Source organism: Streptomyces sp. NPDC043746 (genome assembly GCF_056436485.1).
In genome coordinates this window covers 11,913-25,350 of the sequence record NZ_JBWKCM010000038.1, presented here as the reverse complement: position 1 = coordinate 25,350, position 13,438 = coordinate 11,913, and the positions used below count along the sequence as shown (strand labels likewise).

Annotated in this window: 15 protein-coding genes; 4 read left to right on the top strand and 11 right to left on the bottom strand. The window is 72.7% G+C overall.

What is annotated here, in order from left to right; all coding sequences use genetic code 11:
* Window position 1: 1 nt before the first annotated feature.
* The 3 genes from AC0682_RS28660 to AC0682_RS28650 all read left to right on the top strand — a co-directional run bounded on the left by AC0682_RS28660 (window position 2) and on the right by AC0682_RS28650 (window position 2,305).
* Window positions 2-502 (top strand): SRPBCC family protein, encoded by a 501-nt coding sequence (locus AC0682_RS28660; RefSeq protein WP_478536048.1) that lies wholly within the window; start codon window positions 2-4, stop codon window positions 500-502.
* Window positions 499-1,380: an alpha/beta fold hydrolase gene (locus tag AC0682_RS28655; RefSeq protein WP_478536046.1), complete on the top strand. Its 882-nt coding sequence runs from the start codon at window positions 499-501 to the stop codon at window positions 1,378-1,380. Before AC0682_RS28660 ends, AC0682_RS28655 begins: the two co-directional genes overlap by 4 nt.
* Before the next feature lie 157 nt (window positions 1,381-1,537).
* Window positions 1,538-2,305, top strand: a complete 768-nt coding sequence (locus tag AC0682_RS28650; RefSeq protein ID WP_478536045.1) for a 4'-phosphopantetheinyl transferase family protein — start codon at window positions 1,538-1,540, stop codon at window positions 2,303-2,305.
* Here AC0682_RS28650 and AC0682_RS28645 read toward each other — a convergent pair.
* The 11 genes from AC0682_RS28645 to AC0682_RS28595 all read right to left on the bottom strand — a co-directional run bounded on the left by AC0682_RS28645 (window position 2,295) and on the right by AC0682_RS28595 (window position 12,290).
* On the bottom strand, window positions 2,295-3,287 hold the full coding sequence (locus AC0682_RS28645) for an AraC family transcriptional regulator (protein ID WP_478536044.1): 993 nt from the start codon (window positions 3,285-3,287) through the stop codon (window positions 2,295-2,297). The genes AC0682_RS28650 and AC0682_RS28645 overlap by 11 nt on opposite strands.
* 186 nt (window positions 3,288-3,473) lie before the next feature.
* The gene (locus tag AC0682_RS28640; protein ID WP_478536042.1) at window positions 3,474-3,986 is read right to left on the bottom strand and encodes an anthrone oxygenase family protein; all 513 of its coding nucleotides are present in this window, start codon (window positions 3,984-3,986) and stop codon (window positions 3,474-3,476) included.
* A 57-nt stretch (window positions 3,987-4,043) separates the two neighbouring features.
* Window positions 4,044-4,649, bottom strand: coding sequence for a hemerythrin domain-containing protein (locus AC0682_RS28635; protein ID WP_478536040.1), 606 nt, complete (start codon window positions 4,647-4,649; stop codon window positions 4,044-4,046).
* Between the two features lie 170 nt (window positions 4,650-4,819).
* Entirely contained in the window at window positions 4,820-5,647 is an 828-nt protein-coding gene (locus AC0682_RS28630) for an NmrA family NAD(P)-binding protein (protein WP_478536039.1), read from the bottom strand.
* A gap of 126 nt (window positions 5,648-5,773) precedes the next feature.
* Window positions 5,774-6,238: an anthrone oxygenase family protein gene (locus tag AC0682_RS28625; RefSeq protein WP_478536038.1), complete on the bottom strand. Its 465-nt coding sequence runs from the start codon at window positions 6,236-6,238 to the stop codon at window positions 5,774-5,776.
* A gap of 127 nt (window positions 6,239-6,365) precedes the next feature.
* The gene (locus tag AC0682_RS28620) at window positions 6,366-6,965 is read right to left on the bottom strand and encodes a hypothetical protein (protein ID WP_478536036.1); all 600 of its coding nucleotides are present in this window, start codon (window positions 6,963-6,965) and stop codon (window positions 6,366-6,368) included.
* Between the two features lie 184 nt (window positions 6,966-7,149).
* Window positions 7,150-8,316 (bottom strand): ROK family glucokinase, encoded by a 1,167-nt coding sequence (locus AC0682_RS28615; RefSeq protein WP_478536034.1) that lies wholly within the window; start codon window positions 8,314-8,316, stop codon window positions 7,150-7,152.
* A 132-nt stretch (window positions 8,317-8,448) separates the two neighbouring features.
* Entirely contained in the window at window positions 8,449-9,294 is an 846-nt protein-coding gene (locus AC0682_RS28610; protein WP_478536033.1) for an ATP-binding cassette domain-containing protein, read from the bottom strand.
* Window positions 9,291-10,337 (bottom strand): ABC transporter permease, encoded by a 1,047-nt coding sequence (locus tag AC0682_RS28605; protein WP_478536032.1) that lies wholly within the window; start codon window positions 10,335-10,337, stop codon window positions 9,291-9,293. Before AC0682_RS28605 ends, AC0682_RS28610 begins: the two co-directional genes overlap by 4 nt.
* The gene (locus tag AC0682_RS28600; protein ID WP_478536030.1) at window positions 10,334-11,338 is read right to left on the bottom strand and encodes a sugar ABC transporter substrate-binding protein; all 1,005 of its coding nucleotides are present in this window, start codon (window positions 11,336-11,338) and stop codon (window positions 10,334-10,336) included. The genes AC0682_RS28605 and AC0682_RS28600 overlap by 4 nt, the downstream gene beginning before the upstream one ends.
* 196 nt (window positions 11,339-11,534) lie before the next feature.
* Window positions 11,535-12,290, bottom strand: coding sequence for a GntR family transcriptional regulator (locus tag AC0682_RS28595; protein WP_478536029.1), 756 nt, complete (start codon window positions 12,288-12,290; stop codon window positions 11,535-11,537).
* Window positions 12,291-12,389: 99 nt separating this feature from the next.
* Here AC0682_RS28595 and AC0682_RS28590 point away from each other — a divergent pair, with 99 nt between their 5' ends.
* Entirely contained in the window at window positions 12,390-13,403 is a 1,014-nt protein-coding gene (locus AC0682_RS28590) for a Gfo/Idh/MocA family protein (protein ID WP_478536028.1), read from the top strand.
* Window positions 13,404-13,438 lie beyond the last annotated feature (35 nt).

Below are 13,438 nucleotides of genomic sequence, written 5' to 3'. Positions count from 1 at the left end.
GTTGAAGAAGTACGAGCTCGTCGACGAGGCATTGCTCGCCGCCGGTCCGGACACGGTCTGGGAGGCCCTGCTGGGCGAACTCGCGGGCGAGGCACGGTGGTGGGTGCCGGACAACACCTTCGAGCCGGTGGACGGCGCCCCGGACCGGATCGGCGCGCTGACCCGGGTCACCGTCCACACCAAGGGCGTCGACAAGGGCGGACGGAAGCTGAGGTTCACCGCGCGCACCACCGCCGTACAGCGGGCGGAGCGGCTGGCGCTGGAGTACGTGGAGGGGGCGTTCCGCGGCACCGCGGAGTTCACACTCACCGCACTGGAGGACGGCGGCACCCGGCTCGCCATGTCCTTCCGCGCAGTCCCGCAGGGGCAACTGGCCCTCCTGGCACGCCTGGTGGACGTCGGGGCGCTGCACACCCGGGCCACCCGCGCGGCGTTCGGCAGGCTCAGTCGGCTCCTGGCCGCCACCCCCGCCACCGCTCCGGCCGCCGGAGGTTCGCGGTGACCCCTCCCGCCGCCGGGGAGGTACTCCTGGCCACCGAGGACGGCGGTCGCCTCGCACTCTCCGTGCTGCATCCACTGGAACACAGCGGCCGGGAACTGCCCGTGGTCGTGCTGGCCCACGGCTGGGGCGGCGGCCGTCGGATCTGGAGCCCGGTGACCGACCGGCTGCTGCGCCGCGGCTTCCCGGTCCTCGCCTACGATCTGCGCGGCCACGGCGCCTCGACCGCGGGCTCCTCGGGCATGAGTGCCGAGGCGATGGCCGCCGACCTGGCGACGGTCATCGCGTACGCCGGTGACGCGCCGCTCGTCGTCGGCCACTCCGGGGGCGGGTTCGCGGCGCTGTCCCTGGCGGCCGCGTCCGGCCCGGCTGCCGGAGCGGCGGGCCTGGTGCTGGTCGCCTCGGCCGCACACGACCAGGACACACCGGAGAAGGAGGCCTCGATGATGGAGGCCCCCCTGTTCTCGTGGGCCCTGCGGCGGCCCGCGCTCGGGCGGCTCCTGCTCGGCCGGATGACGGGTACGGCGCTGGACCCGCGACTCCGTGAGGTCAACCGCCAGGTGTTCGCGGGGACCGCGCCGCCGGTGCGGGCCGCCTGCTTCCGCTCCTCCCGGGGCATGGACCTGCGGGCGGCGCTGTCCTCGGTACGGGTCCCTGCCGCCGTGCTGGCCGGGGAGAAGGACACGGTGATCCGGCCGGAACTGGGCCGGGAGCTGGCCGCCGCGCTGCCGAACGCCTCGTTCACACCGGTGCCCGGGGCCGGGCACGTCCTGCCGCTGGAGAGCCCGGACGCGGTGGTCTCGGCGGTCCTCCGGGTCCGCGACGGCGTCGCCCGGGGCCCCCGGGGCGACGTGGCCGCGAAGCCCGGGGGTGCCCGGTGACGGCCGCCCCGCGCCGCTCGACGCCCCGGGGCCGGGCCCGAGAGGACATCCCTGGCACGCCTCCGTCCGGGCACCGTCTCAAGGTGCTCCGGGCGGGCACGGCCGGTTCGCGGCGCCCGGCCCGCGCCCTCGGGTGGTCCGGGGGGACGGCGGGCCCGTGATCGAGCGGGTCGTCCCGGAGGGGGTGGCGGGGGCGGAGGCGTTCGACGACGCGTTGCCCGGACTGCCCGACCCCCGGGAGCTCGCCCTGCTGCGCGGGCGGCCCGAGGCGACCGTCCGGCGGTTCGCCGCCGCACGGGCCTGCGCCCATCGCTGCCTCGACCAACTCGCCTTGGAGCGGGGCCCGCTGCTGCGTACCGTGGACGGCGGCCCGGCTTGGCCGTCCGGCGTCGTCGGGAGCATCACGCACTGCGCCGGCTACCGGGGTGCGGTGGCCGCGCGCTCCGAGATGTGGGCGGCGCTCGGCGTGGACGCCGAACCGGCCCTGCCGTTGCCGCCGGGGGTGCTGGGCCTCGTGGCGACGGCCCAGGAGCGGCGCATGGTCGTCGAACTGTCCCGCGATGTGCCCGGCGTCCCGTGGGACCGGCTGCTGTTCAGCGCGAAGGAGTCGGTCTACAAGGCCTGGCACCCGGCGACGGGCCGCTGGATCGGGACCCGTGCCGTCGAGGTCGCGTTCACCTCCGACGGCCTGCTCACGGCCTCGGTACGTCCGGAGCGCACGCAGCCGCCCCCGGCGGGTCGGCAGTCGGCCGCGCTCGCGCCCGGGAGCGGCGTACCGCGGCCGGTGCGTGGCGCGTACCCCTACACCGGGTGCTGGCGCGTCGGGGGCGGACTGCTGCTCACGGCCGTGGCCGTGCCCGGGACCGGGGCCCGGGGCGGTATACCGGACGCGGCGTCCCGGCCGACGCGGCGCCTCAGCGTCTGAGCATCACGGTCCGGCCGTCGGAACCGGTGGTCGGCACCCCCTCCGAGCGCTTGCCCCGGCGGTACTCCTGGGGGCTGACTCCGCGTTCGCGTTTGAACGCGGCGCTGAGCGCGAACGGCCCCGAATAGCCGACCTGTTCGGCGATCTTGGCGACCGAGAGGTCGGGGTCGCGAAGCAGGTCGGAGGCGAGCGTGAGCCGCCACCCGGTGAGGTAGGACATCGGCGGTTCGCCGACCAGTTCGGTGAAGTGACGCGCCAGCTTCGCCCGGGAGACCCCCACGGCGGAGGCGAGCGAGGCCACCGTCCAGGGGTCGCCCGGCCGGTCGTGCAGCAGCATCAGGGCCCGGCCGACGACCGGGTCGCTCTGGGCCCGGAACCAGAGCGGGGCTCCGGTGCCGGGCTCGACCAGCCAGGAGCGCAGCACATTGATCAGCAGCAGGTCGAGCAGCCGGTCCAGGACCACCTCCTGACCGATGTCCTCCTGGTCCATCTCGGCGGCCAGCATGCCGATCAGCGGCGTCCGGGCGGCCGAGGCGGGCTGCACCAGCAGGGCGGGCAGGCTGGCGAGCAGCCGACGGCCGACCTCGTTGGGCGCCTGGTAGGTGCCGCTCAGCATCACCGTGGACCCCGCGCGGTGCGGCTCGCCCCAGGTGCGCACGCCCAGCGACATCGTCTCCGTGACGTCCTCGCCGTCGGCGGTGCTGCACCGCTGTTCGGCGGCGACCGTGACGCCGGGCGGGGTGGCCGGGTCGTCGACGAGGGTGTACGGCTCGGGGCCGCGGAGGACCGCGACGTCCCCGGCGGCCAGCTTGACCGGCTCGCCGCCTTCGCGGAGCACCCATGCCGATCCGTGCAGCAGGGTGACGAGCGACAGCGGGGCACGGTCCTCGACACGCAGGCCCCACGGGGGGTTGAACACGGATTTCAGCAGAAAGGCCCCCCGCGCCTTGGGGCTTCCCAGCAGGCCGCTGAACGCATCCACCACAGTCACCTCATACGTTTCGCCATCGTGGTCACGCGAGCCGGCACGGCGTGGGCCGCCGCCTCTCACACGGGACGCCGGGCGCCGTACGGACCAGCCCCAGAGGCTCGGTCGTGCTCCCGGGTCCTCCTGCAACGGCCCGGGACCTACGGCGGTTCCCACCCCTTCGCCCCTCGGCACATCCCGTCACCCCGCCCGGGAGTCCGTCCGCCGCCGGGCCGCGCCACCGAGCAGCGCGAGGGCTCCCAGGCAGGCGGCCGTACGGACGGCGTTGGCCGCCCGCCACGGCCGTTCGTACGCGGTCCTGGCGGCCGTCGCCGCAGCCGTCGTGGCCACGGGAGCGTTGCGGAGGCGGCGGTTGAGCGGCAGGTTGGTTCCGATGGTCACCGCGATGCTGAGGCCGTAGAGCACCGCGGCGGCCCTGGCCCGCCGGGCGGCTTCGCCCTGCTCGGCGCGGCGGAGCCGACGGGCCGCGACACCGGTGGCCACGAACACCCCGAGGAAGAGCGCTCCGAAGGAGGCGCTGTCGTCGAGGGCGTCGTTGGCCCGGCGCATCGTGCTGACGAACCGCTCGTCCTCGCGGCGTGCCAGCACGGGCATCACACCGACGTCGAAGGCGAGGTACAGCCCGGCCATCAGACCGGTGCCGACGGTGGCGGCGAGGAGCGCCGGTTCGGGTCGGGAAGGGGTGGGGCTCATGGTCTCTCTCTCCGGTCGTTCGGTGGTGCGGCCGGCGGGCGCGGGTCCGGGTCCGGGTCAGGTCGGTTCCAGCAGTCCGGTGACGGAGCGGCGGTAGGACTTCAGGAGCAGCGTGCGGCCGATCAGCCGCACCGGCCCCGGCATCACTCCGTCCGGATCGGGAAGTCCGTCGAGCAGCCAGGGCGGCAGAATCCGCTTGATGCCGAAGGGTGCTGCCGCCAGGACCCGGCGTTCCAGGGCGGCGAAGACGTCGGGCGGCACCCGGGCGAAGACCGGGAAGGTCAGCTCCTCCTCCTCGTGCAGGTGCTGGTGGAGGACGGAGTCGAACATGCCGACGGGCCCGGTGAGCGCTTCGGCCCGGCCCGCTTCGAGCGCGCGGGTGACCCGGAGCATCGAGTCCTCCAGAGCCACGTGGTCCTGGACCATCAGGTGTGATCCGGCGGCGATCTCGGGCGCGTGCTCGATCAGCCCCGGCCAGAGGATGTCGTCCTCGGTGCGGTGGTGCCAGTCGACGATGGCCCGGAACTGCCGCCACCACTGCGCGACTGCGGGCAGGCCGGCCGATGTCAGCAGCGGTACCGCGGCTACCAGTCGGCGGGAGTCACGTCGCAGCGCGAGATGCGTCTGCGCGAACCCGCGGAGGTGGCGGGGCAGCGCACCCACACCTCTGCCCTCCCACGCCGGCCCGTCCATCGCGTTCCTCTTTTCTCCGGGCGTGCCGGCGCTGTGCTGCCGGGCCCCGGCTTGTCGGTATGTGGCGACACACGGTCGACAGGGTGGCCCTCGGACCGGCTTCCCGGTGCCGCGGACCACCGCTGCTCGAACGGGAGCGGTCAGGCGTTCCAGGCGCCGCCCGCCGCCGCCTCCTTGGCGTAGTCCGCGAAGTCCTTGGGCTCCCGCCCGAGCGCTTCGCGGACGCCGTGCACCACGCTGGCGTTGCGGCCGTCGACGATCAGCGTGAAGAGGTCGGCGAACTCCTCCGGCTCGCCCAGCTGCCGCAGCGCCGCCCGGTAGTCGTCGACGCTGACCGGGATGTAGGTGATGGTCCGGCCGGTGGCGGCGGACAGCTCGCGGGCCACGTCGTGGAAGCTCAGCAGCCGCGGTCCGGACAGCTCGTAGGTCTTGCCGATGTGGTGGTCGTCGGTGAGTGCGGCGACGACGACGTCCGCGATGTCGTCGGCGTCCACGAAGGGCTCGACGGCGTCGCCGGTCGGCAGCGCCAGCTCGCCGGAGAGGACGGGGTCGAGGAAGAAGCTCTCGCTGAAGTTCTGGTTGAACCAGTTGCAGCGAACGATGGTCCAGTCGCAGCCGGACGCCTTGAGCGCGTCCTCGCTCGCGACCGCTCCTTCCTCGCCCCGGCCGGAGAGCAGCACGAGGCGCTTGACCCCCCGCGCCACAGCGGTGGCGGCGAACCGTCCGATGGCCTCCTTGGCGCCGGGGAACGCCAGGTCCGGGTAGTAGGTGACGTAGGCCGCGGAGGCTCCGTCGAGAGCCGCCTCCCAGGTGCTCTCGTCCTCCCAGACGAAGGGGGTCCCGCTGGAGCGCGAACCGACGCGGGTCGGGCGGCCGAGCGTCTCCAGGCGGTCGACGACGCGTCGGCCGGTCTTGCCGGTGCCGCCGATGACCAGGACGGGCGGTGTGTTCTGTTCGTGAGTGCTCATGACTTCATTGAAGTCTCCAGAGCGCAGACGGTGAATAGCTCACAGACTCAGTTTCATTCGCCATCGTCTCATCTTGGTGAAGCTTCACGTAGGTGCGACGTCGCATCGGCAGTCCCGGGCTCCGCCTCAGCCGGTGACGGCCACGGCGACCAGGACGAAGGCCGCGGTGGCGAGCAGGGTGCGCAGAGCGTGCAGGGCGGTCCACCGGCCCTCGAACGCCGTGCGGGCGCCCCGGTCGTCGCCCCGCCCTTTCGACGACTCCAGCGCGTTGTTCAGCGGGACGTTGCCCCCCGAGGTGACCAGGTGGCCCACCAGCGCGCAGACGGCCGCGGCGCCCACCAGGGTGGTGTCGCCGCCCGTCCGCCCGTCCGGCTCGACGAAGAACGAGGCTGCGGGGAAGGCGAGCGAGCCGAGGAAGAGGAGCAGGAAGAGCGGGCCGGGCACCTTGCGGTTCACCGCCCGCATGACCGAGGTGAAGGACGTGTCGTCCATCTCCCTGAGGGCGGGCATGACGCCCGAGAGGAAGGCGAGCATGTATCCGGCGTACAGACCGGTACAGGCGAGGGCGAGGATCTCGAGAACTTCCGGCATGGCGATCATCATGGCCGCCGGGGACGCGTCCTCGCAGGGCATCGTCGAAACGAGCCGCGAGAGTACGGCCGGTTCTCGGCCGGTCGGCGGCCCGCGGCGCCCGGTCAGCCCGCCGCGAGGCGGCGTGTCAGGGAGTCGCCTCCGAGACGACATGGACGACGGGGCTCGCCGGGTCGGTCATGTTGACCGTGATGGTCTGGGTGGGGCGCGGCTTCTCGTTGCGGTGTGTGGTGCTCGCCCAGTTCTCGTCGGGGCTGAAGTGCCAGCCGGTGACGTTGACGTCACGGGCGCTGATGTCGACGGCGCCGGGCTCCAGTGCCGCGCGGCCGGTGCCGATTCCGGTCAGGAACCGGTCGAGCCCGCCGGAGGTGGTCTTGAACTCCACGTACATCCGGCTGGCTTTCCAGTTGTTGGTCTCGTAGTACTGGACGCCCGAGGCGTTCCCGGGGATCGGGATCTCGAAGATCCTGCGCTGCACCTTGGAGGGCCAGCCCTCGCGGAGCCCGACCGCGGCGGCCGCGGCTTCCTTGTCCTTGCCGGAGCGGCGGCTCTGGCCCGCGGAGATGAGCAGATAGCCGGCCGGGATGCCGATCAGCAGCACGATGATCGTGGCGGTGACGAACCGCCGCCGGAAGACCCGCCGACGGCTCTCGGGCGGCTTTCCTCCACCGTCGCCCGGCCCGTCGGACAGGGGCGTCGGCACCACGGGATGGTCGGCTGCGATCATGATCAGGTGGTCCCTCGTGCTGCGGAGCGGGGTTCGAGTGCGGGGTACGGGGTCGGAGGCGGTTCCCGTACAGCGGGAGCTGCATCCCGTACGGGGGCGGCTTCGAGCGTACGCAATCGGGAGCCGCTACCCGTAACGGACGGCGTACCCAGGGGGGTGAAGACGTCGGACGCGCGGGGGCGGTTCAGTCGGCCGTCCGGGTCGACCGGGTGTTGCGGATGGTGTTCGCCGCCTGGTCGTAGATCTGGGCGTACCGCTCGTACCGCTCGACGCGGCGCCGGTTGGCCCGGCGGAAGCGGCGGGCGACCAGCCGGGCGAGGTCCGCGGCACCGACCATACCGGCTTCGGGGCCCAGCTGGGCCTTGGCGATCCTTGCCTCGGGGCGGTAGCCGCGGCCGGTGAGGTGGCGCTTGAAGGCGTCCCGGGCAGGGTTGATCAGGAGGTCGTCGGCGGCGCTGACACCGCCTCCGATGACGAAGCAGGAAGGGTCGAGCGCGGCGGCCAGGTTGGCGATGCCCACGCCGAGCCACTGGCCGATGTCCTGGAGCAGTTCGATGCACATCGCATCGCCCTCGCGGGCCAGTTCGGTGATGAGGGGGCCGGTGATGTCGGGGATGTTGCCCTTCACCCGCTCCAGCAGACCGTGCGCGACCGGGGAGTCGGCGGCGGCCAGCTCCCTGGCCTCGCGGACCAGGGCGTTGCCGGAGCTGTACTGCTCCCAGCAGCCCCGGTTGCCGCAGGGGCAGCGGTGGCCGGAGGGCACGACCTGCATGTGGCCGAACTCACCGGCGACCCCGTACTTGCCGCGCTTGACCTGGCCGTCCTCCAGGATCGCGCCGCCGATCCCCGTACCGAGCGTGATCATGACGAGATGGTCCTCACCGCGGCCGGCGCCGAAGCGCCACTCCGCCCAGGCGGCGGTGTTGGCGTCGTTGTCGACCATGACGGGGACGACGAGGCGGGAGGCGATGGCGTCGCGCAAGGGTTCGTCGCGCCAGGCGAGGTGGGGGGCGAAGAGTACCTTGGAGCGGTCGGCGTCCACCCAGCCCGCCGCGCCGATGCCGACCGCGTGGACGTCGTGACGGTCGGAGAGGTCCAGGACCAGCTCGACGATGGTGTCCTCGACGACCTTGGGGCTCTTGGACTTGTCGGGGGTCTCGGTGCGGACCTTCTCCAGGATGTTGCCGTCGGCGTCGACGACACCCGCCATCACCTTCGTACCGCCGATGTCGATCCCGACCGTGGGGACGCGGGGGGCGGAGAGGTGCGAGCGGCGTTCCTTGGTGCCGACGGTCTTGAGGACGGTGGCGCGGGCGGAGCCGCGGTGTGCGAAGTCGCGGTACGTGCTCATCGTCCCTGCGGTGTGTGTGGGGGGGGCCGGCCGGCTCTCCCGCCCGGCGGCGGACGGCGCCCGCCGGGCTCGATTCTGCCACTGCCGGGCCCCTGGAGAGCTCGCCCGGGGTCGGCCGGGGCGGGTCGCGGGTCAGGAGCCTTCTCCGGTGGCGGCGGAGGTGCCCGGGAGGGTGGGGGTCGGGGTGCGCTCGAGCTCGTGGCTCAGCTCCTCCAGCTCGCTGCCGCCCGCCATCTGCCGGGTCAGCTCGTCGAGCGTGACGTCGTCCTTGGTATGGCTGCCGGACATCGCCCCGCGCTTGAGGAGGACGAACCGGTCACCGACGAGGTGGGCGTGGTGCGGGTTGTGCGTGATGAGGACCACGCCGAGCCCTGCGTCCCGGGCGGCGGCGACGTACTTGAGCACCACCCCGGACTGCTTGACTCCGAGGGCGGCCGTGGGCTCGTCGAGCACGAGGACCTTGGCGCCGAAGTAGACCGCGCGGGCGATGGCCACGCACTGGCGCTCACCGCCGGAGAGCGTCCCGATGGGCTGGTCGACGTCGCGCAGGTCGATGCCCATGCGGAGCAGTTCCGTACGGGTCGTCTCGCGCATCTTCCGCACATCGAGGCGCTTGAAGGGGCCGACGCCGGTGGTGGGCTCGGAGCCGAGGAAGAAGTTCCGCCAGACCGGCATGAGCGGGACGACGGCGAGGTCCTGGTAGACGGTGGCGATGCCCCGGTCGAGGGCGTCGCGCGGGTTGGCGAGAGCGGTCTCCTCGCCGTCGATCAGAAAGCGTCCGGCGTCGTGCCGGTGCAGCCCTGCGATGATCTTGATGAGGGTGGACTTCCCTGCGCCGTTGTCACCGAGGACGCAGGTGATCTCGCCCGCGTGGACCTCCAGCGAGACATGCTCCAGGGCCTTGATGTTGCCGTAGAACTTGGACACGTCGTCCAGCTCGACCAGGGGGCCCGGGCTCTTGTCGGACGTGGCCGTCATGTTGTCGCCTCCGCACGCTTGCGCACCCACGCGTTGAGCAGGGTGGCCAGGAGCAGCATCGCTCCCAGGAAGAACTTGAACCAGTCCGGGTTCCACTCGGCGTACACGATGCCCTTGCTGGTCATGCCGAAGATGAAGGCACCGACCGCCGAGCCGATCGCGGAGCCGTAGCCGCCGGTGATCAGGCAGCCGCCGATGACCGCCGCGATGATGTAGGTCAGCTCGTTGCCGACGCCCTCGCCGGACTGGACGACGTCGTAGCTGAAGAGCAGGTGCTGTCCGGAGACCCAGGCGGCGAAGGCGACGCCGAGGTAGAGCCCGATCTTGGTACGGATGACGGGGACGCCGACCGCGCGGGCGGCGTCGGCCTCGCCGCCGACGGCGAAGATCCAGTTGCCGAAGCGGGTCCGGAGGAGGATCCAGGTGGCGAGGGCGACGAGCGCGATCCACCACAGGATCGTCACCTTGAACTCGACGCCGCCGAGGGTGAGTGTGGAGGCGAACAGGGCCCGGGCGGAGTCGAAGCCCTCCATGTCCCCGATGGCCTTGGTGGAGACCGTGCCGCTGATCAGCTTGGTGAAGCCGAGGTTGAGCCCGGTGAGCATCAGGAACGTACCGAGCGTGATGATGAAGCTGGGCAGCTTGGTGCGGGTCAGCATGAACCCGTTGAACGCGCCGATGGCCAGCGTCACCAGCAGCGACACGAGGACGCCGACCCAGACGTTGGCCGTCATCTGGTAGCTGAACATCGACGAGACCAACGCGGAGCTGGTCACCAGGACCCCGGCGGAGAGGTCGAACTCGCCGCCGATCATCAGCAGCGCGACCGGGGCGGCCATGATGCCGAGGACCGAGGCCGCGTACAGCACGGTGCCGAAGCTGGAGGCCTGGAGGAAGCTGTCCGCGACGATCGCGAAGAAGAGGAAGACGGCCACCGCGCCGACGACCGAGCCCAGCTCGGGGCGGCCCAGCAGCTTGCGCAGCGGCGAGGTGTGGACGAGGCGTTCGTCCAGCTGATCCGGTGCGGCGGTGGAGCCGCTCATCGGGTGCCCCGCTTGGTGTAGTCGGCCAGGGCGTCGGCGTCGGCGGCGGTGATGATCTGCGGGCCGGTGAGGACGGGCTGACCGCCGCCGAGGACGTTGAGGTTGGAGCGGTAGAGCCAGAGCAGGTCGACGGCCTGGTACCCCTGGAGATAGGGCTGCTGGTCGACGGCGAAGCCGAGCTTCTCGATCTGGAGGCCGGTGGCGACCTTGGCGTTCAGGTCGAAGGTGTTGATCTCGGCCTTGCTGCCCGCCGTCTGCTTGGCCTGCACGGCCGCGTCCGCGAAGGGCGCGCCGAGGGTGACGACCGCGTCGATGCTCTTGTCCGACTGGAGCTTGGCCTCGATGGACGCGGTGACGTCGGGCATGTTGGTGCCGTCGACGTACAGGTTCTGCATCGTGCCCTCGAAGGTCTTCCCCGCCCCGGCGCAGCGCTGCTCGTGGCCCACGTTGCCCTGCTCGTGCAGGACGCAGAGGGCCTTCTCGCGGCCGCGTTCGTTCAGCTCGTCGCCGACGGCCTCGCCGGCGATCGTCTCGTCCTGGCCGATGTGGGTGAGCGCCCCGAACTCCCGGGACTCGGCGGAGCCGGAGTTCACGGTGACGACCGGGATGCCCGCCTTGACGGCCTTGGCGACCACGGCCTTCATGGCATCCGGCTTGGCCAGCGAGACGATCAGCCCGTCGACCTTCTTGTCGATCGCGGTCTGCACGAGCTGGGCCTGCTGGTTGCCCTCGTCGTCGTGCGAGTAGAGAAAGTTGATGTTGTCCTTGACGGCCGCCTGCTCGGCGCCCTTCTGGACGATGTCCCAGAAGGTGTCGCCGTCGCCCGAGTGGGTGACCATGGCGAAGGTCCAGCGGGGCGTGTTCACCGCGGCCCGCCCCTCGGCAGCCTCGGCGGCGCGCTCTTCCGCCCGCTTGCCGCCGGTGCTGCTGCACCCTGCGGCTGCCAGCACCACTGCCAGGACGGCGCCCAGCGCGCGTACCCCTGTCCGAACCCTTGCCACGACGCCGTGCCCTCCTGCTGCTGCTCGCTGTGCGCTTGACCGGGCCGGGGAGTGTACGGGGCCCCGGGCCGACTGACCAGTATCCCCGAGCGGCGACCGGGCCCGCCCGGCGGCCCGGTCGGTGCGGGCCCCGCCTGCCCGTCCGGCGGGCTGGATCGGGGGCCCGGTGGGCCGGGTCTCCCCCAGGCAGGCTGGATCAGCGGGACAGGAGTTGGAAGGTGAAGGTGTAGCGCGAGGCCCGGTAGACGTGGGTGGCGAACTCCACCGCGCGGCCCGTGTCGTCGTACGTCGTGCGCTCCATCGTCAGCAGCGGCGCGCCCGGCTCCTCCTCCAGGGCCCGGGCCTCCGCCTCCGTCGCGGCCCGGGCGCCCACCGACTGGCGGGCGCTGTGCAGGGTGATGCCCGAAGCCCGCATCAGCCGGTAGAGACCGGTGGACTCCAGCTCCGGCGCCCGGAGGTCGAGCAGGTCGGGAGGGAGGTGGTTGCGCAGGAGTGCCATCGGCTCGTCGTGGGCGTAGCGCAGCCGCTCGACGAGGTGGACCTCCGTGCCCTCGGGGAGGCCGAGCGCGGCGGCGATCTCGGCCGTGGCCGGTTCCGTGGTGGTGCGCAGGACCGTGGTGGCGGGGCGCTGGCCGGCCGCCTCCAGGTCGTCGTAGAGCGAGCTGAGCTCCAGCGGGCGGCGGACCTGGCTGTGCACGACCTGGGTGCCGACGCCCCGGCGGCGCACCATCAGCCCCTTGTCGACGAGCGACTGGATGGCCTGGCGGACCGTGGGGCGGGAGAGGCCGAGGCGGCGGGCGAGGTCGATCTCGTTGCCGAGCAGGGTGCCGGGGGCCAGTCGGCCCTGTTCGACGGCGGCCTCCAGCTGCTGCGCGAGCTGGAAGTAGAGCGGCACCGGACTGGTGCGGTCCACGCTCAGCGGCAGCGGCTGATCGGCTCCTTGTGCGGTCACGGGGGCGAGCCTAGTTCGATTGTCCGGACAAAGCCACGGCACGTCATTTGTCAGGACAAACGCTTGACATGATGACCGTGCCGACGTCACCTTGGGGCCATGCGTATCGGACTCGTCGGAGCGGGACGTATCGGCACTTTCCATGCGGAGGCGCTGAGCCGTCACCCGGCCGTGGACTCCCTCCTGGTGGCGGACGCGGATCCGGAGCGCGCCGCCGTGGCCGCCACCCGGACCGGAGCCTCGGCCGTCGGGGTGGACGCGATGTTCACCGGCGAGGGCCACGGCCTCCCCGACGCGCTGGTGATCTGTTCGGCGACCGCCGCCCACGCCCCGCTCATCGCCCGCGCCGCCCGGGCCGGGCTGCCCGCGTTCTGCGAGAAGCCGATCGCCCTGGACCTGCCCGGCACGCTGGGTGCGCTCGCGGAGGTGGAGGCGGCGGGGAGCGTGCTCCAGCTGGGGTTCATGCGCCGCTTCGACGCGGGGTACGCGGAGGCGAGGGCCGCGGTACGGGAGGGGCGGCTCGGGCGGCTGCACACCGTACGGGCCACCACCTCCGACCCCGCTCCCCCGCCCGCCGCCTACCTCCCGCTCTCCGGCGGGCTCTACCGGGACTGCCTGGTCCACGACTTCGACGTCCTGCGGTGGGTGACGGGCCGCGAGGTGCGCGAGGTGTACGCCACCGGATCGGACGCCGGGCCCGCGATGTTCCGGGAGGCGGGGGACGTGGACACCGCCGCCGTCCTGCTCACCCTGGACGACGGCACCCTGGCCACCGCCACCGCGACCCGCTGCAACGGGGCCGGATACGACGTCCGCATGGAGCTGGCCGGGGAGCTGGACCAGCTGGCCGTCGGCCTCGACGACCGTACGCCGCTGACCTCGGCCGAGCCTGAGGGCCCGGGCGCTCCGTCGAAGCCGTGGCCGGGGTTCCTGGAGCGGTTCGCCCCGGCGTACGAGGCGGAGCTGGACGCCTTCCTCCAGGTGGCCCGGGGTGAGCTGGCCAACCCGTGCGACGGCCGGGAGGGCCTGCACGCGCTGCGGATCGCCGAGGCCTGCGAGGTCTCCCGCCGCGAACGCCGCCCGGTGGCGATGGCGGAGATCCCGGGCGGCTGAGGCCGGGCGTCCTCCCGCCGTGTCCCGGCGGACCG